The organism is Allotabrizicola aquatica (SeqCode) (assembly GCF_965194375.1).
GTDB classification, from domain to species: domain Bacteria; phylum Pseudomonadota; class Alphaproteobacteria; order Rhodobacterales; family Rhodobacteraceae; genus Tabrizicola_A; species Tabrizicola_A aquatica.
In genome coordinates this window covers 466,506-483,754 of the sequence record NZ_CBDAEL010000002.1, presented here as the reverse complement: position 1 = coordinate 483,754, position 17,249 = coordinate 466,506, and the positions used below count along the sequence as shown (strand labels likewise).

23 protein-coding genes are annotated in these 17,249 nt (G+C 54.3%); 18 read left to right on the top strand and 5 right to left on the bottom strand.

Features of this window, described 5'->3' with window-relative positions; genetic code table 11:
• The first annotated feature begins 2 nt into the window (after window positions 1-2).
• The gene (locus AC72UB_RS05090) at window positions 3-233 is read left to right on the top strand and encodes a hypothetical protein (protein ID WP_505188808.1); all 231 of its coding nucleotides are present in this window, start codon (window positions 3-5) and stop codon (window positions 231-233) included.
• 182 nt (window positions 234-415) lie between these two features.
• Here AC72UB_RS05090 and AC72UB_RS05085 read toward each other — a convergent pair whose 3' ends face one another.
• Both AC72UB_RS05085 and AC72UB_RS05080 read right to left on the bottom strand, forming a co-directional pair.
• The gene (locus AC72UB_RS05085) at window positions 416-637 is read right to left on the bottom strand and encodes a hypothetical protein (RefSeq protein WP_505188807.1); all 222 of its coding nucleotides are present in this window, start codon (window positions 635-637) and stop codon (window positions 416-418) included.
• Between the two features lie 118 nt (window positions 638-755).
• Window positions 756-1,232: a hypothetical protein gene (locus AC72UB_RS05080; RefSeq protein ID WP_505188806.1), complete on the bottom strand. Its 477-nt coding sequence runs from the start codon at window positions 1,230-1,232 to the stop codon at window positions 756-758.
• A gap of 5 nt (window positions 1,233-1,237) precedes the next feature.
• On the opposite strand from AC72UB_RS05080, the gene AC72UB_RS05075 reads away from it, so the two are divergent.
• Window positions 1,238-1,507 carry a hypothetical protein gene (locus tag AC72UB_RS05075; protein WP_463288654.1) on the top strand — a complete coding sequence of 90 codons (270 nt, stop codon included), beginning with the start codon at window positions 1,238-1,240 and terminating at the stop codon, window positions 1,505-1,507.
• 16 nt (window positions 1,508-1,523) lie between these two features.
• On the opposite strand, the gene AC72UB_RS05070 is transcribed toward AC72UB_RS05075, so the two are convergent.
• Window positions 1,524-2,012 (bottom strand): hypothetical protein, encoded by a 489-nt coding sequence (locus tag AC72UB_RS05070; protein ID WP_463288655.1) that lies wholly within the window; start codon window positions 2,010-2,012, stop codon window positions 1,524-1,526.
• Window positions 2,013-2,062: 50 nt separating this feature from the next.
• Window positions 2,063-2,434, bottom strand: coding sequence for a flagellar protein FliS (locus AC72UB_RS05065; protein ID WP_505188805.1), 372 nt, complete (start codon window positions 2,432-2,434; stop codon window positions 2,063-2,065).
• A 709-nt stretch (window positions 2,435-3,143) separates the two neighbouring features.
• Here AC72UB_RS05065 and AC72UB_RS05060 point away from each other — a divergent pair.
• The 4 genes from AC72UB_RS05060 to fliG are packed head-to-tail and all read left to right on the top strand — an operon-like array spanning window position 3,144 to window position 7,479.
• Complete coding sequence (locus AC72UB_RS05060) at window positions 3,144-4,295, top strand: sigma 54-interacting transcriptional regulator (RefSeq protein WP_505188804.1); 1,152 nt, start codon at window positions 3,144-3,146, stop codon at window positions 4,293-4,295.
• 10 nt (window positions 4,296-4,305) lie between these two features.
• Entirely contained in the window at window positions 4,306-4,635 is a 330-nt protein-coding gene (gene fliE, locus AC72UB_RS05055; protein ID WP_505188803.1) for a flagellar hook-basal body complex protein FliE, read from the top strand.
• Between the two features lie 24 nt (window positions 4,636-4,659).
• Window positions 4,660-6,402 (top strand): flagellar basal-body MS-ring/collar protein FliF, encoded by a 1,743-nt coding sequence (gene fliF / locus AC72UB_RS05050; RefSeq protein ID WP_505188802.1) that lies wholly within the window; start codon window positions 4,660-4,662, stop codon window positions 6,400-6,402.
• 36 nt (window positions 6,403-6,438) lie between these two features.
• Window positions 6,439-7,479 (top strand): flagellar motor switch protein FliG, encoded by a 1,041-nt coding sequence (gene fliG, locus AC72UB_RS05045; RefSeq protein ID WP_505188801.1) that lies wholly within the window; start codon window positions 6,439-6,441, stop codon window positions 7,477-7,479.
• Window positions 7,480-7,617: 138 nt separating this feature from the next.
• Here the strand turns inward: fliG and AC72UB_RS05040 are convergent, their stop codons facing one another.
• On the bottom strand, window positions 7,618-8,064 hold the full coding sequence (locus AC72UB_RS05040; protein WP_505188800.1) for a hypothetical protein: 447 nt from the start codon (window positions 8,062-8,064) through the stop codon (window positions 7,618-7,620).
• Here AC72UB_RS05040 and AC72UB_RS05035 point away from each other — a divergent pair.
• The 12 genes from AC72UB_RS05035 (at window position 8,056) to AC72UB_RS04980 (ending at window position 17,248) form a co-directional block, all read left to right on the top strand.
• Window positions 8,056-8,439 (top strand): FliH/SctL family protein, encoded by a 384-nt coding sequence (locus AC72UB_RS05035; RefSeq protein ID WP_505188799.1) that lies wholly within the window; start codon window positions 8,056-8,058, stop codon window positions 8,437-8,439. The genes AC72UB_RS05040 and AC72UB_RS05035 overlap by 9 nt on opposite strands.
• Window positions 8,436-9,764 (top strand): FliI/YscN family ATPase, encoded by a 1,329-nt coding sequence (locus tag AC72UB_RS05030; protein ID WP_505188798.1) that lies wholly within the window; start codon window positions 8,436-8,438, stop codon window positions 9,762-9,764. Before AC72UB_RS05035 ends, AC72UB_RS05030 begins: the two co-directional genes overlap by 4 nt.
• A gap of 3 nt (window positions 9,765-9,767) precedes the next feature.
• Window positions 9,768-10,187 carry a hypothetical protein gene (locus AC72UB_RS05025; protein WP_505188797.1) on the top strand — a complete coding sequence of 140 codons (420 nt, stop codon included), beginning with the start codon at window positions 9,768-9,770 and terminating at the stop codon, window positions 10,185-10,187.
• 59 nt (window positions 10,188-10,246) lie between these two features.
• The gene (locus AC72UB_RS05020; protein WP_505188796.1) at window positions 10,247-11,941 is read left to right on the top strand and encodes a flagellar hook-length control protein FliK; all 1,695 of its coding nucleotides are present in this window, start codon (window positions 10,247-10,249) and stop codon (window positions 11,939-11,941) included.
• A 15-nt stretch (window positions 11,942-11,956) separates the two neighbouring features.
• Window positions 11,957-12,547 (top strand): flagellar basal body-associated FliL family protein, encoded by a 591-nt coding sequence (locus AC72UB_RS05015; protein WP_505188795.1) that lies wholly within the window; start codon window positions 11,957-11,959, stop codon window positions 12,545-12,547.
• Window positions 12,548-12,556: 9 nt separating this feature from the next.
• Complete coding sequence (gene fliM, locus AC72UB_RS05010; protein WP_505188794.1) at window positions 12,557-13,543, top strand: flagellar motor switch protein FliM; 987 nt, start codon at window positions 12,557-12,559, stop codon at window positions 13,541-13,543.
• A gap of 18 nt (window positions 13,544-13,561) precedes the next feature.
• Complete coding sequence (gene fliN / locus AC72UB_RS05005; RefSeq protein WP_505188852.1) at window positions 13,562-13,867, top strand: flagellar motor switch protein FliN; 306 nt, start codon at window positions 13,562-13,564, stop codon at window positions 13,865-13,867.
• A 125-nt stretch (window positions 13,868-13,992) separates the two neighbouring features.
• Window positions 13,993-14,274: a flagellar biosynthetic protein FliO gene (locus AC72UB_RS05000; RefSeq protein WP_505188793.1), complete on the top strand. Its 282-nt coding sequence runs from the start codon at window positions 13,993-13,995 to the stop codon at window positions 14,272-14,274.
• Entirely contained in the window at window positions 14,259-15,008 is a 750-nt protein-coding gene (gene fliP, locus AC72UB_RS04995; protein WP_505188792.1) for a flagellar type III secretion system pore protein FliP, read from the top strand. Before AC72UB_RS05000 ends, fliP begins: the two co-directional genes overlap by 16 nt.
• 8 nt (window positions 15,009-15,016) lie before the next feature.
• Window positions 15,017-15,283, top strand: a complete 267-nt coding sequence (gene fliQ, locus AC72UB_RS04990; RefSeq protein ID WP_505188791.1) for a flagellar biosynthesis protein FliQ — start codon at window positions 15,017-15,019, stop codon at window positions 15,281-15,283.
• On the top strand, window positions 15,280-16,101 hold the full coding sequence (gene fliR, locus AC72UB_RS04985; protein WP_505188790.1) for a flagellar biosynthetic protein FliR: 822 nt from the start codon (window positions 15,280-15,282) through the stop codon (window positions 16,099-16,101). Before fliQ ends, fliR begins: the two co-directional genes overlap by 4 nt.
• Window positions 16,094-17,248, top strand: a complete 1,155-nt coding sequence (locus tag AC72UB_RS04980; protein WP_505188789.1) for an EscU/YscU/HrcU family type III secretion system export apparatus switch protein — start codon at window positions 16,094-16,096, stop codon at window positions 17,246-17,248. The genes fliR and AC72UB_RS04980 overlap by 8 nt, the downstream gene beginning before the upstream one ends.
• Window position 17,249: the final 1 nt, after the last annotated feature.

Sequence of the window (17,249 nt, the reverse complement as noted above, 5' to 3'; positions counted from 1 at the left end):
CGATGGCCATCCAAGCCTTGGAGGCAGCTTCCGCCAGCCCTGCCGGTTTTCTTCGCTGGCGCGGAAACACCATTCAGGTTTCACGCGGCAACGCGTTCATTTCAGGCCTGTTCAGGGGACTTCTTGTGAGGTTGGTTTCTGCTGCGACGGCCCTCTCCAGCGGCACCATTATTCGCGAGTTGGGCATGAGGCGAGAGGAAGCGACAGAGGATGTTACTTCGCGCCAATTCTAGGCAATTGGGCAGCGTTGGGCGCTATCGAGTAAATGTGGGCTGTCGAGGCCCTTCGCACAGCTTCGCGGGGCTTGTCGCGTTCACGTGTTGCGTCTTCATGGCAGAGTGTTCGCAACCTTTGCCGCCAGTACCTTTCGGTTGGCCTTTGGACTAAGTTCTCTGGCATTCCAGAATAAGACAGATCAAGCCTGTTCTTCTTGGTTCACAACGTAGCGGGCTGCATGGGATTGAGCTTCTCGTTTCTTGTCTGCCAAATGTTGCACGACACGAACCACAAAGCCGATGGTTCCCAAAAACACGATCGCGAGCGCGAAGCTCATGGGCGTTAGGCCCGAGAGCGGGCTGAGTTCTTTGTCGACGAAGAACATGCCAAGAATCAGTGCGAATGCCATCATCAAGAACACTCTGATTCTTTGGCATTGCGCGCAACTCTCGCGGCGCTTTCGAGAACTTTTGGGCGACGTGCGTCTTAGGAACATAGCGCCAACATGTGTTCAATCTCCGTCGCATTCACTGCAGTAACTAGCACGCTCGGTTCAGCGTGTCTTCCAAATGAACGACAGCCTGATGGGCGTAAACAATCGAGGTGTCTCGCAGCGCGTCATCAATCTGGTCCAAGATCGCAAGTAAAACCACCATCAACGGTATGTTATCTGCTGCCAAGGCCAAGCGTTTCAGCGCATTGATCTGATGAAGTGCGGGTGTGACTTCGTGCGGTCCCATCGTGTCTGGAGAAATAATGTCTCCTAGCGCCAGACGAATATGCGCCAACCGCAAAGCCATAGTGGCGACTGGATCAATCGGAAACTCACGCCAAACGGCTCTCTGACCTGACACTTGTGTTTCCATCGGCATTTCCATAGAATTACAGTTACAAAAGACACGGAAAACGCGCCCAGACAATGTTTCCATCGTCCAAACCAGTTTCTCCCATGATGTCCCCGCCCCGTTCTTTGGGGGCATCGGCGCATTCAAGCGCTGTGTCTCAGTCGATTGCATCTTCTATGCCAAGTGCAATCACTTCCGCTGATTACGTGCCGCGCGCCCTGACGCCGGTGGGAAAAGTCGAGTCTTTCAACATTAACGACCCAAGAATGCAGATCTATCATCCAGATCTGGCACCGTCAGCCCAGTCGACCGAAGCAAATCTGCTTGCGCGATCCATGATGCAGCAGTCTTACGCACAAAATGCCGCGGCCACCCGGTTGGCGCAAACCTCAAACGCAATGCGCGATGCACCGCGGTTTTCCCGGACGCTTGACATCATGGCATGATTGCCGCGCGTTGGGTTTAAAGGCTGTCCAGGATTGAAACTTCGATATCCTGTATTCCGCGAAGCCAATCGCCATCCTCGATGTTGTCCCAGGTCCAACCCGCAGGTGCTGCGAGAGCTGGCTTGGCTCGGATCATGTAAACAAAGGGCTTAAACGACTTTACGGCCTGTTCTGCGCTGTATTCGCATTCTTTGCTGCCATCCAATGCGCTGGAGAACAGCCCCTTAAACTTGCGGCTCTCCCCGCTGGGCAAGATCATCAGGCGATTGTAGGCAAACGAGTGGAGGATGACGTCAGCATCCTCAGAATTTGCCTCGATGATGGCGCGCAAGAAACCCTCAGCGGCTGAAAGCAGCATTGTATCCGGGATGGCTACGTACTTTTCAGAGAGAATCTGCGCGTATTTCACGGCGAAGGGTTCGATCGGCAGGCTAGAAGAGATAAAGCGGTTCCCGATAAGCGCACTCACAGCACCAAAAAGCCACTCGGGGCAATATCTCGACATCCGATCCTCCTACACTCTTGTTTCGACGTTCGCCGAACCAGAGGTAAGCATTACTTTATGCGTTTCCAAGCATCAATGAGTTCGTCGAGAAGCTTGATGCAAAGTGCCAAGCCCTGCGGCACATCCCTTCGCTTAGAGTTCACAACTTGAAGTCGGCAATACTCATAGACCTGAAACAAATTTCGCGCGATTTCGCCGCCCTTGTCGATATCAAGGCTGGTCTGAAGAATGTAGATGGCAGTCAATGCCTTAGCCTTTGATTTTGCAAAATATTCTGCATCAATCACGTCTTGAGACAACAGATCAAGACTCTGACGCAGCGTCTGCAGCGTGACTTGAATGAGCTCGTGCGGATGCGTGAGGTTTTCGGCCTCGCGGAAAGTCGCCTCCGTGTAGGCCTTTTGAACAGCGACGAAACTCATGGATGCCTCCGACTTTTTTTCTCTCTGATTCTCTTAACGCCACAAACAGCAAGATGTTTACCCGTTGAGAATACAATTGGCCTCGACAGTCATGGCGCAGTGCTCGATTTCTGACAAGCGCTGAGCCATTGCCGTCTCCAAGCCGCCAAAGCTGTTCGGAGGCATGGGCTGGGCTGAGGCATGGGGGGGGCACCTGCGCAAGAACCTACGGCGATAGGTGTTGCGCCCGAAAGATGTGGCTGTTTTCTGAAACTGGTGCTGAGCTTTGTTGAACAAATATGTGACTTCGACAGTCATTTCAAATTTGCTACGGGCCTCACTGCACGCGTTCCGCTTGCCTCGACGGCGCTTGATTGATCTGCATAACCCTCTTGCAAATCATGTATTGGGATGTGGCCCCCATAGGTTTGACGGATGGCTTTTCTGCAGTTCTATGCGCTCGGGTCATGGGTGTGAGACAGATTTTTGACCATTCTATCGGGGAGTCATTTTATTGACGCTGAGCATCAAATGGAACGTCACTGTAGAACCGAATTCTTCGCTCTGTCTTGTGCGTGGGCGACCCAGATGCCCATGAGCTCTTGATTCCTTGGTGAAATTTGAAAGTCGATACTGATCTTTCGCGTCAGACATAAGAATATTTCAGACTTGGTCCGCTTCTTGCCTTGTTCCAGCAAGACCCTGAGGAGGTGGCCGCATGACAAAGGTTATGATCGAGACAACTGGGCTGTCGATGGCTGTCAAATTGGCGGACCTCATCACCCGGCGCATGCTTCCTGTGACCGTGGAGACCGGGCTTGCAGATAATGCGGAGCCTTCGCGTGGTGCGACACTGGTGTTCTCTCGAGCGTTTGAAACTCAGATCGGTGGGCAACAAGCACTGATTGAGCGCGCACGGAAGTTCTTGCCGCGCCTGATGCTGGTTATTGCCGAGGGTGAGGCCAGATACTCAGTAACCCCGGAATTGGGCGGAAAAATTCTTCGGGTGCAGCTGCCGGCAGGAAAAGATGATGCTCTGCAGTCTGCGCTGATGGTCGCAGATCTGATTTGTGCAGATCTCTCCAATATGATTGCTGCCGATGATACAACCGTTGCGCTTTCGGCATTGGCATCCCGCGTTGCGCGCACCGATGTCACGGTTTTCGTCAATGGCCCGACCGGCACCGGCAAAGAGGTTCTTGCCCGTTTTGTTCACAACCAATCCAGCCGCGCAGCCAAACCCTTCGTCGCCATAAACTGTGCTGCCATTCCTGAGAACTTGCTTGAGGCGGTGCTTTTTGGCCATGAAAAAGGGGCTTTTACGGGAGCGGCTATCTCTAACAAGGGCATTTTTCGAGCTGCGGATGGCGGCACGCTTTTGTTGGATGAAATCTCAGAAATGCCGCTTGGCCTTCAATCAAAACTGCTGAGAGTCTTGCAGGAACGAATTGTGACCCCGCTTGGATCGCAGACGGAGGTTGCGGTCGACGTGCGGGTGATCGCAACATCGAACCGCAACATGTTTGAGCAGGTGCAGGCGCGGACTTTTCGGGAGGACCTTTATTACCGTTTGAATGTGTTTCCGCTTGAAACACGCGCCCTCGCGGATCGGCCTGATGACATCATCCCATTGACCATCGCCCTTATACGACGCCACGCTGAGGATAAGCTTGCCCAGCCTTGGCTTGGAAACGACGCGATTGAGCGGCTGTTGGCGCATGATTGGCCGGGCAATGTCCGTGAACTTGAGAATGTCGTTCAGCGCGCCTTGGTCTTACGAATTGGCGATAAAATCTGCGCGCAGGATATTGTTATTGATCGCCCGGTCCAGAGCAGGGTCGAGACACAGATCAAACACGCTCAAGCTTGGCTGGTGGGGTGAGGTGTAAAAAATGACAGCGATTGGTGGGCTAAAATTCCAAGTTGAGCAGACACATCTGCAGTCCTTGAACCGGGCTCGACAGCAGCTGGATAAAGCAACTGTTGAACCATCGACGACAGAGACGACTTTCTCAGACCGCTTAAGCTCCGGTTTGCGTGATGTTGCTGAGGCTCAGAATGCTGCGAGAGATCTGGCGACGGCGTATGAAACCGGTGCTGAGCAAGACCTGACAAAGGTGATGGTCGCCCAGCAGGTTTCCAGCCTTGGGTTTCAACTGACGTTGAACCTGCGGAACAAGGCCCTCTCGGCCTATAAAGATATCATGAACATGCCGGTTTAACGGTAATAAATCGACGGTGGGGAAATGGCGAATACGAGCGTGGTGACTTCAGACAAGGCGGGCCTAAAAAACGGAGGGGCGTTGACTCCCTCGGCGCGGTCCATGGTTGCCAGCGTGCGGACATTGACCGTGCAACCCAGTTTTCAACGCGCATTTCCATCAATCGTGGCGCTGATGGTGGTTGTGGTCGGGCTGGTTGCTTACTTTCTCCTGCAACAACCCTCGCGAACTACGCTTTTTGCGTCGCTCTCAGAAGCTGACAAATCGCGTGTGGTCGAGACGCTTACCAACGCAGGCGTTGATGTGACGCTGGATCCTGCGACGGGTGAGGTACTTGTTCCGTCGTCCGATTATTACAGCTCGCGCATGACACTGGCCGCGCAAGGCTTGCCAGCCTCTGATCCCTCGGGGATGGATGAGTTGAACAACATGCCCATGGGCACATCGCGTTCCGTTGAGCAGGCGAAATTGAAGCACGCGCAGGAAATGGAATTGGCGCGGTCGATCAATGAGATTGCCTCAGTCGTGACGGCAAGGGTTCACTTGGCATTGCCTGACCGCACGGCCTTTGTGCGCAATCAACTGCCGCCTAAAGCGTCGGTTTTCCTGCAGCTTGGTTCGGGGCGGACATTGGATGAAAGCCAGGTTACGGCGATCATCAATCTGGTGTCGACCTCTGTTTCGGGCATGACCCGTGAAAACGTGACGATTGTTGACCAAAGCGGCCGGTTGCTGTCGCAGCCGTCTGATGATCCGGCTTTGCTGATCGGCGACACCCAGTTGCAGTATCGGATGCGGCTGGAAAACATCTATCGTTCGCGGATTGAAAGCATTGTGACCCCGATCGTTGGGGCTGGGAATGTGACGGCTCAGGTCAATCTTGAAATCGACTTTACCCGCTCTGAGACCACGGAACAAAGCGTTGATCCAGAAAGCACTGCTATTTTGAGTGAGCAGAACACGCTGGATGTTTCGAGCAGCCCGGACGCCAAAGGTATCCCCGGCGCTATTGCAAACACGGCTCCTTCAGAGGCGACTTTGACCACCGAGCAGCCGGGCGCGGCAGAAGGTGCGGCGGCCGAGAAGAACGAAGCGCGTTCTTCGTCCGAGGTGAAGAACTATGAAGTCAGCCGTAAAGTTGAAACAACAACATCGCCGTCGAACCGGATCGCGCGGGTTGATGCGGCGGTTTTGTTGCGCAGCCCAACCGTGATTGATCCGGAAACCGGCGAGCCGGTGGAGCAAGCGCTGCCCGATGAGATTTTGGCCCAGATTGAGAAGCTGGTGGCCGGCACGATCGGTCTGCAGGCCGACCGTGGAGATACGCTGACGCTGTCGTCGCAGCCGTTTATTCTCGCCGTTGAGGGTGGGGTTTCCGTAGATTGGTATCAAACCGATTGGGTCATGGAAGTCGCCAAGCAGGCGGTGACGGTGCTTTTGATGGCGGTTGTTGCATTGGGCGTGGTGCGTCCGCTGTTGCAGCGGGTTCTCGTGCCATCTGGCGGCGCGGTCGTGGCGCAGGGTGGTCTGTCGGACGAAGAGACTGAGGCCCTGGAGTCGATTGAGGTCAGGGAAGGGGAGTCCTTGGAAGAAATCAAGGCGAAGCTTAAACCCAAGAAGTCAAATATCTCGCTCGAAATGCTGGATACGGCGAATACCTATGACGACAAGGTTGCCATTATTCGCATGATTGTTTCGGACGAGGCTGGTCGTGTGTCGAACGTGTTCAAGCAGATGATGAAAAAGGATCTCGACCTGGTTGGCTAATGCCAACAGTTCGAGCGGAATGAGGACATTCTAACCATGCCTGAGCCCGTTGCACAAAACGTAGAAACCGTCCGGATTTTTGACACCCTTACGGGCACACAGAAGTCTGCGATCTTGATGATGCTGCTCGGTGAAGATGAAGCGGCTGAGATCCTAAAAAACCTGTCGCCGCGCGAAGTCCAACATTTGGGTGCGGCGATGTATTCGGTGCAGGGTGTCAATCAAGAGACGGTCAATGATGTGCTGGATGAGTTTCTGACCATCATCAAACAACAAACCTCGATTGGCCTTGGTGCTGGAAACTACATTCGCAACGTGCTGACAAAGGCTTTGGGGGGTGACAAAGCACAATCAGTGCTGTCTCGGATCACGCCAGCCGCATCAGAACGTCCAATCGAAATTCTGGACTGGATGGACGCCAGATCGATTTCTGAGCTGATCTTGGATGAGCATCCTCAGATTGTGGCGCTTATCATCTCGTATCTTGATTATGGCCTTGCCGCCGACGTTCTCACGCTTTTGCCGCAAGAGATGCAGCCTGAAATTGTTCGCCGGATTGCAACGCTTGAAACGGTTCAGCCCGAGGCCGTTCGCGAGCTGGAGCGGGTGATGCAGCGCAAGTTCAAGCAGAACACCACGCTGCGTGCCTCGCAAATTGGCGGCGTTAAGGCGGCGGCGAAGATCATGAACTTCACCAAGACGGCGATGGAAGGCCGGATTATGAAGTCCATTGCGAAAGACAACAAAACGCTGATGACCGCCATTCAGGACAATATGTTCGTGTTCGACAATCTGATCTTGTCGGACGACCGGTCGCTGCAAACTCTGCTGCGGTCCTTGCCGCAAGAGGCCATGGTCCTGGCGCTGAAGGGGGCCGACGAGGCGCTGCGCGAAAAGCTTTTCGGCTGTATGTCGACCCGTGCAGCCGCCAATTTGAAGGATGAGATGGAAGCACTGGGACCAGTGCGCCTGACCGAAGTGCAAGAAGCGCAAAAGCAAATCATCAACATCGCCCGCAAGCTCTCCGACGACGGCACCATCGTTCTGGCCGGTCGCGGTGGCGACGAAATGGTCTGAGGCTGAGGGAGAATATCTATGCCGGCAACACCTGAACAGGCCTCAAAGCCTCTGGATGCTGCAGAAATCTCGCGCATGTTCGACGCGATGCGCAGTGGCACCTTCAAGGCAGCGCCTGAAGCAACGCGGCCGGCGAGTTCAGCCTTTATGGCGAAGAGCCTGTTTGACATTGCCCGGGCCGCCAGCCGTGATGATCGCGCCCCAGTCACGCCCAAGACAAAGCCGTCGCTGAGCGATATTGAAGATGCCGAAGTCCTGAGTGACGAGCCCGTTCTGGGCGCTGATGCCACGGGGCTTGAAGATCCGGCTCTGGACAATGCCGAAATGGGCGCGGAGCACGCTGGCCTTGAAGGTTTGATTGATCAGGGCCAGCTTGAGGCGGAAGCTTCCGCCACCTTGCCACGCGACACGGGCCCAAGACCTGCTAATCTGGATGAACTCAAAGCCGAATGGGGCCGCGGGTTTGCGGCGGGCGAGGCGCGTGCCCTTGCCGATATGTCGGCCACAGTGGAAGAGCGGGTGGCTGTTTTGGATGCGGCGATTGCCGCCTTTCGCAGCGCTGACGGTGTGGCCAGTTTGCGCCATGAAATTCTTGAGGCCGTCAAGAAATTGGCATCCGTTCGCGCCGGTGCGCAGATTGACGAAATGCCGGAAGCTTATCTTACAAAGATCGAAGATCTGGTTGACCGAATTCGCAATGATCTTGCGAAGCCGCGCTTGCGGATGAACCCGGACGATATCGCGGCGATCAAGCCATATATTGCAACATCTGAGACGCTCGGCTCGATCATCATCAGCCCAGATGCCGATCTTGCGCGGGGGGATATCGAGCTGTCGACTGACAATCTGCGTTATGCAGATAGATTGATGCCCAAGACTGCGCCTTCCCCCAAACCGCGCCGGAGTGCGACTGCCCTTGGCGATGATGGCGCCGAAAATGATAGCGGCACACCGGAATGACCGCGAATATTGCCCGCATTACAGATGATTTGCGCGCATTGCCCGACAAAAGCTTTGTCAAGGCAAGCGGTCGCGTAAACCGGTTTGATGGCCAAGTTCTGGAATGCGGCGGCTTTCCTGTCTCGGTCGGGTCGATTTGCGGGGTGTCGACCGCATCGGGGCAGGTGGCGATGGCGGAAGTGATCGGCTTTCGCGACGGTCGCAACATGCTGTTTCTTTATGATCTTGATGCCCGCATTGAGCTTGGGGCGCAGGTCACGATTCTGGATTCAGGAAATGAGATTGAGGTCGGGCCCGAAATCCTTGGCCGCGTGATCGACGCATTGGGGGCCCCGCTTGATGAGCGCGGGCCATTGAAGCTCCCAGATCGTTGGCCTTTGATGGGCCGCCCTTTGAACCCCTTGGCGCGCAAGGCGGTTTCAAGACCTCTTGATGTTGGTGTGCGGGTGGTCAATGGCCTTTTGACAGTTGGCTCAGGCCAAAGGCTTGGCATCATAGCGGGATCTGGTGTTGGGAAATCTGTTCTGTTGTCGATGATGACGCGGTTTTCGCAGGCGGATGTCATCATCGTCGGGCTGATTGGAGAGCGTGGCCGCGAGGTTGGCCATTTTGTCGAGCAGGTCATGCCGGGTGATGTGCGCAAGAAGGTGTGCGTTGTCGCTGTCCCGGCCGACAGGTCCGCTCTTTTGCGGATCAAAGGGGCGAACCGTGCCACGGCAATTGCCGAATACTTCCGGGCGCAGGGCAAAGAAGTTTTGCTTATCATGGACAGCATGACCCGGGTCGCCCATGCGCGACGCGAAATCGGTTTGGCCTTGGGCGAACAGCCCACCGCAAAAGGTTATCCGCCATCGGTTGTTTCAATGATCCCGGCTTTGATTGAACGGTCGGGCGCTGGTGAGGCGGGACAAGGGGCAATTACGGCCTTCTACACCGTCTTGGCGGATGGTGATGATGTGACCAATGACCCAGTGGTCGACACTGCGCGCGCGATCTTGGATGGGCATATCGTGCTGTCGCGTCGTCAAACGCAACTTGGCATCTATCCCGCCGTCGATGTCACAGCATCGGTCAGTCGCGTCATGTCTGACATCACACCATCGCGCCACCAAAAGGCCGCGGTGCGCTTTCGTCGACTCGTTTCGCTGTATTTGGAAAATCGCGATCTTATGTTGATGGGGGGATATAGCCCCGGGCAAGATCCTGAGCTTGATTTGGCCGTCTCGCTTTGGCCAAAGATCACCGAATACATTCGACAAGGTGCAAACGAAGCTTGCCGCTTTTCCGACAGTCAACAAGACCTCATTCGGTTGATGGGGGAATAAGCGATGACGCGGAAAGAACATCTGCTAAAGCTTCTTCAAAAGAAAGAGCAGCTTAAGATGCAACGGCAGGCAAGCGCAGTCGGATCTTTGGCGCAACAGGTGGATGAGTCGCAGTCTTTGCTCGATCGTTTAACCAATCTGCAGGCTGAGAATCGTGAAATTGGCGGGCTGATCACCCCGCATAACTTGCGATCGCGATCTTGGTACGGCCGCTATATGGCCGAGCAGCAGGAGCTGGCGCAAAATCGACTGGAGTTTCTGGCCGAAGAATTGAACGGGGCGCGCAAGCAATTGGCCAAATCAAACAATCGCAATAACATTCTGGATGATCGACGCCTTGATGCTCGAATTGAAGGTCAGGAAGCGGCTGAGAAAAAGGAAGATGATCTGATGTCCCCACGGCAAGGACAGCGCCGAGTGTGATGCTGGCACCGATCTTGCAGTATTCTTTTGCGGCAGTCTGAAACGTAGGTAAGTGGCACATGGCGGCGATCGAGGCGATCACCAAGGGCAGTTTGGGGGCAGGGCAGGCGACGGGTAAACCGAACGCCGCCCCGGTCACTGGCTTTGGCCTGCTGTTCGCTGTTTCAAGTGAAACGCCTACTCCGGCTGAAGGACCCGCTTTTGCGTCGGGCCAGGCCTTGCCGACAGCAGAGCCTCCGGTCACTGAGGTGGATGCGATGCTGGGTGAGGGTGTTGACCCACTCATGCAGGCGCAACCAGATCCTGAATGGAGCTTTGCGTCGATTGCTGCAGACGCCGAAACGGTCAACGATCTGACGGTCGGCCTTGACGAGATAGCGGGTGTGACCATGCCCTCACCCCTGCCGGGCGCGGAGGGCGAAGCGGTGTGGGTCGCGCTGGGCATGATCCCGTCGTTGCCGCTTGATTCAGAGGACGCCGAGAAGGATGTGATGTTGCTTGACGAGGTGGACGATCTGGACCCCACCCTCGTTTTGGCCACACCCTTTGCCGCTCTGCTTCCAGATCCGGCGCTTTCGGACGTGAACACTGAAACCAACTCTGAGGATGCTCCGTTGCAATCCTTGGATTTTGAACCTTCGTTGTCCTTGCAAAACCGCGAGAGCGCGCCGAATGGCCTGGACCAAGTCTTGGCGCCGGCTGGGCCAAACGTGAACACGCAAGCAGATACCAAGGCTGGGGCACTTCAATCTTTTGTGCATGATGCCTCTGCACCCTTGCAGGGGGCAGATGGACCATCGTCTTCGCTTATCGAGCAGTCGGCGGCTCTGCTCGACACTGAATCTCGAGGCAAGGCCGGACCGACAGCTGCCCTTTCACGTGCGGTGTCGTCGTCAAGGCTGGATCCAATGACCGCCGATGCTCTGCCTGTGGAACCGTCGCCTGTGTCTGATGGCCCACAAGGCCATGAAGGAAGCCTGCTTTCGCCAAGCACGCCACCGGTAAAGCCAACTGTGGCCCGGATGACCATCAATCCGACCGCAGCTTCGACAGCAGCGCCATTCGCCGTTACAGAGCCTGAGGTGGCGCTTGAAGAGCCTGTTAAGGTGCGGATGTCTGCGGATACCTCGCAGATTACGGCCGAGAAGGTCGATCCGTTCGCATCTGGTTCGAAAGCTCAACCTGCACCGGGCACTTCGGCGCCTAACCTTGCGACCATTTTGCCTGAGAACGTAAGCGAGTTGCCTACTCCCAGTGCGGCCGGGCCAATGATGACACAGCTGCGTCAAACACTTGACACCCGGGATGCGGCGTGGCGCGAGCGGCTGGTGACCCAAGTCGTTGGCGATGCACGGGATGGGGCGCATAGCGTTAAAATAACGCTGCGTCCGAAATCCTTAGGTGACATACAGCTTAACATCGAAATCAGCAGATCTGAAACGACCGTGCGCATTATCACTGAAACAGCATCTGCGGCCCGACTGCTTTTGGCAAATGAAGATCTATTGTCGCATCTTATGGATCAGTCGGGCGTACGCTTAACAAGCATGACGGCGCAGGCTGCGGCACCAACAGGTTGGCTTGGGCAGGCTAACGGCCAATCAACATCACAAAACTCGGGCGGTCAGTCGGGACGCGATGGCGCTGGAGGGCGTAAAGATCGCGCCCGCGGGGCCGAGGCTGCGCGCGCTGAACCGGCAGCAACATTGAAACTGGGCGATAGTTCCCAGCTCAGCATCAATTTGATGGCCTGAGAAGCGGAGGTCAACATGCCAGATAAGTCCACAGACGAAGCACCAAAGAAAAAGGGCAAGATTGGGAAGATTCTGATCTTTGTGATTGGTGGACTTTCACTCGTAGGCGTGGGCCTTGGTGTTGGATATGTGTTGTTTGGCCTGTCAGCGCCGACGCCTTCGGAAGAGATTGACATTATCATCGAGCGTAAGCTGCAAGAGTCAGGTCAATTGCCCGCACCCGAGGATGCTACAGCTGAAGATGCCGAACCGGCGCGGCAAACCAAACCTGTTGAGGCAGAGCCCACATTCATCACCAGCTATTATGAGTTTCCGACTGAGTTCACGACCAACCTCAACGGATCTAGAAAGTTCCTTCAGATTGGCGTGGGCGTGTCCACCCAATATGACGCGACCGTGGTCACAAATGTCGAAACACATCAGCTCGCGTTGCGCTCAGAGATCTTGGGCACCATCTCGGAATTCACTGAAGAGGACATTGCTGGCAAAGACGGGCGTGATCGGCTGGCCGTCGCAATCCGCGAGGCCATCAACGCTCGGCTGACGGTTCTTGAGAATTTTGGCGGTGTTGAAGATGTCTATTTCACATCCTTTGTTCTGCAATAGGGTGTGGTGATGGCAGCAACACGAAAGTTAACGCCGGAAGAGGTCGAGGCACTGATCGAGGGCCTTGGCGCAGGATCGGGTTCAACCAGTGGGCTTTTGAATGGGTCGGACGCTGAGGTTCGTCCATTCATGTTCGGTTCGGATGACTTATCGCTTCTGGGCGATTATCATGCCTTGCGGATGATCAATGAGCGGTTCTGCCGGATGGCGCGCTCAGTGTTCTTGCCGTTTCTGCGGATCCAGCCACGCATCTCCTCCTTCCCGCCTGAGGTTAAAACCTTTGATCTTTATGTTCAGGAAAGTGACACATTCGTATCGCTCACCACTTCGCGAATGGAAGAGCTTCGCGGAAGTCAGCTCATGGTCATTCAGCCAAGCTTTATCTCGCTTCTGACCGACAGCTATTATGGTGGCACCACTGTTCAGGCGTTGAAGCGTTATCAAGGTGAGTTCACCGCAACAGAACAACGCGTCATTGAGATCGTCACCGAGGGTTTGATCCAATCGTTGCAAACTGCATGGCGTGATCTGCTGACCGTTACAATTGGTGTTCAGGGACGCGAAGAAAACATCCAGTTCGCGAGCTTTGTTGATGGTTCGGACACCGTGATTGTCTGCTCGTTTGTGGTGCAACTTCCCCGAGGCGAACCAGCCCAGTTTGACGTGATTTATCCGTTGCAGACACTAAAGCCGATTGCTTCGCAACTGCGCAGCAGGGTGCAGTCTGACTTCGTTCAAGATGACATGAGTTGGCGCCAGAAGTTGGAGCAAGCCATTCTCAATATCCCGCTTCAACTGACTGCAGAGATCGCCCAACCCACGACGTCGCTTCGCAATCTTATTCATCTGCAAGAGGGTGATGTTTACCCCATGCAATTGCATGATGGAATTCGAGTGAAGGTAGAAGATCGCGCAATCTTCGAGGCCCAGTTGGGCCAAGTTGGCGCGCAAACCGCACTCAATCTGACACGTCGTATCCGCAAAGAAGAGAGCTAAGGAAGTTCCATGGCCGAAATTGATGACACCGCCGAAAGAGATGTTCCCAAACCAGACCGTGCTGGGATTGAAAATCTCCGTGTTCTTGAAAATATCGAAGTTCAAATGACCGTGGAGGTTGGGCGAGCAAAGATCACAATCAGGGACCTTCTGAGACTCAATGAAGGCTCCGTGATCGAATTGGATCGCCTCGCCGGTGATCCTCTCGACATCCTCATTAATGGCACCATGATCGCCAAAGGCGAGGTCGTGATGGTCGGTGAACGTTTTGGAATTCGCTTCGGCGAAATCGTAGAACCGGAGAAGAGGATGCAGAGCCTTTAACGTCAGTTTTCTGACACAGTGGGCATCTCTGGATTAATTGTATTTTAAAACAGTAACTTAAGTAATACTTTATAGAGCTGGCACGCGAATTGCTTCTATGCCGTGAGGCAATAGTGGGGGCGCGTATGCAGCAGTTTGAACTTGGCCAGGTTCTAGTCGTTCTAGGGTTCCTGGGCGTGTTGCTGTGCGTCCAGCTTTACGTGCGAAAGAACCGCGAAGGTCTCCGCATGCGTCTTGCGGCAAAAAGCCGGCTGCAGGTGATAGAAAGCCTCGCCATCGGCGCTGGAGAGCGCATCCTGCTTGTTTCCGTAGACGGCAAAGATTGCCTTGTTCACTCCGCGCGGAGTGGGTCTGCTTTGGTCGTTCTCAAAGAACGCGCGGAGGAAACCCAATGCGTAGAGCGCTAATCCTCGCCATTTCTCTGATCTTTATTGCCGCACCCAGCCTTGCAAATGATCCGCTCAGCCTCTCTGCTCTGACGTCGAGCACAAATGAGACCGGCGAAACGACATATTCTCTTTCGCTGCAGATTCTTGTGTTGATGTCCGTCATCACAGTGCTGCCCTCAATCGTTTTAGGCATGACGGCCTTCACCCGCATCATCATTGTGCTGTCCATCCTGCGACAAGCACTCGGAACGCAACAGACGCCACCCAATCAGGTGCTGATTGCCATCGCGCTTTTCCTCACTGCAACCGTCATGACGCCAACGCTTACAAAGGTATATGATGAGGCGCTGACGCCCTACCTCGAAGAGAACATGACTGCAGAGGACGCAATTCTAGTGGGTGGGGCAATCATAAAGGAATTCATGGTTCTCAACACGCGAGAGGATGCTCTGGTCGTATTCTCAGACTTAAACAACAGCGGACCTTACGCAACGAATGCGGATATCCCCTACTCGGTTATTCTCCCCGCCTTCATCACTTCGGAACTCAAGACCGCATTTCAAATCGGTTTCCTGATCTTCCTCCCGTTCTTGGTCATCGACATGGTGATCTCCTCCATTCTAATGTCATTGGGCATGATGATGCTGTCGCCCATGCTCATCTCACTCCCATTCAAGCTGCTTTTGTTTGTGCTCGTTGATGGATGGTCAATGACCGCCGCATCGCTCGTCGCCACCTTCGTGTCACCGTAGGTGTGGAGATGGAGTTTGATAACAACGTTGAATATCTTCGAATGGCCTTCTGGCAGATCATTATGGCGGCTGGGCCTGTCCTTGGTGCAGCGCTGGCCGTTGGCTTGGTGATTGGCGTGATTCAAGCGGCAACATCAATTAACGAGCAGACTTTGTCCTTTGTCCCGAAACTTGTTATTGTTCTGGGCGTTTTCGCCTTGTTGTCTGGCTATGTCCTCTCAGGTTTAGCCGACTACTTCGCCTACATTTTTGAAGAAATTCGGTACATCCAATGACCTTGCTTGGTGCTATGTCAGAAGGTGGTCTTCCGGGCGTGAACATTCAGGGTCTGTATGACCTGGCTCTGCAGTTCATGATCCTGTCACTTCGGATTGGGGCATTTCTACTTTCGGCACCGTTTTTTGGCGCTCGAAGTGTGGTGGTTACAGTGCGGATTGTTGCGACTTGCGCGATCACCTTCTCGTTGATGGGTCGCGTGGCGGCACCTCAACTTAGCGAGATGAACGATCTGTCGATCGTATCGCTTATCATGCAAGAGATCTTGATTGGGCTGTGCGCCGGAATGACCATGACAGTTCTTTTTTCATCTGTCGTGCTCGCAGGCGAGCAGATATCTGCGACTTCGGGCCTCTCATTCGCCACCCAAGTCGATCCGAATTCAGGCGGCGCTACGCCCGTCATTTCTCAGATCCTTTCAATGTTTCTGACCGCCGTCTTCCTATCGGTGAATGGTCATCTGGTCGCGTTGGTCGCGATTATCCAAAGCTATGAGGCGCTGCCAATCGGCGCGGATGTGAATCTGGCTGCGTTGTTCGATGCAGGAAGTTGGGCAATGCGTGACATGCTGATATCGGCAACAAAGATCATGCTCCCAATTGTTTCGCTGATGACGCTCCTAAACATCGCTATTGGTATCATCACAAGATCGGCTCCTACGTTGAATCTATTCTCGTTTGGCTTTCCCATAACGCTCGTTTCGGTGTTCCTGATCCTGTTCCTATCAGTGCCCCATTTGGGGGCTGCATTCGTAGATCTGGCGGAGCAAATTTTGCTTGGATTAAGTGTCTTGCTGCAGGAGGCTAAGGGTGGCTGAGGACGATAGCCAAGAAAAGACAGAGGAACCGTCTCAGCGGCGCATTGAAAAGGCGCTCGAAGATGGACAAGTCCTATCTTCCAAAGAGATGTTTGTTTTCACCTCACTGATAACTGGCCTCATTTTTGTGCTCGGGCTTGGAGCCGTGATGCCAAGCCTGCTTGATATCTGGCGTGGCTACTTCATGCTTTCGTCCGCAGAAGACCTGCAGGATCAGATACTTCAGAACATAACGTCCGCGCTCTCCGACTTCCTAATCCTCTCTCTGGTTGTTGCGGTTCCAATTTTGGTGGTGACATTCGCCACGCAAACAGCCGTTGGTGGCCTTCACTTCGTTCCTAAAAATCTGGAGTTCAAGGCCAGTCGAATTGACCCCTTCGCAGGACTCAAGCGGATGTTCTCAGTTCATGGGCTGGTTGAGCTTGTCAAAGCAGTCTTGAAAGTTGGCGCATTGGGGGGCGCAAGTGCGTTCTTGATTTGGCAAGTCTTGCCCAAGACGCTGGATTTGGTTCACGCCTCACTCGACTGGACGATCCTGCAGATCACGGGTGACTTGGTCCTTTTGGTGAGCTCACTTCTTGTGGTTCTGGCATGCATCGCCGCGCTTGACTATGCCTACTCCCATTACACACACATCAATAAACTTCGCATGAGTATTCAGGATCTTAAGGATGAAAACAAAGACTCTGAAGGCTCGCCGGAGGTGAAGGCTCGAATTCGACGCATTCAGATTGAGGCCAGCAGACGAACAGCAAAGGCAGCCGCTGCACTGAATGACATTGACCAAGCGACCGCGATTATCACCAACCCAACTCACTTTGCTGTCGCGCTACGGTATGCACCAGGTGACAAGGGTGCACCAAAAATCATTGCTATGGGGCGTGGAAGGCTTGCAGAGAAGATTATCGAGAAGGGTCAGCAAGCCGGCATTACCGTCTTCCGTAGCCCGTTGCTTGCACGAGCAATTTATTTTACCGGTGATATTGGCCAAGAGATTAATGATCGGCTCTACAGCGCAGTTGCGACGGTGCTTGCTTACATTTATCGACTAGATCGCGGTGAGGCTGTTTCGGAGCCGGATGTAGATGTTCCCGTGGATTTGATGTTTACCGAAGATGGACGTCCAGCAGCTCAGGCGGAGCGATAAC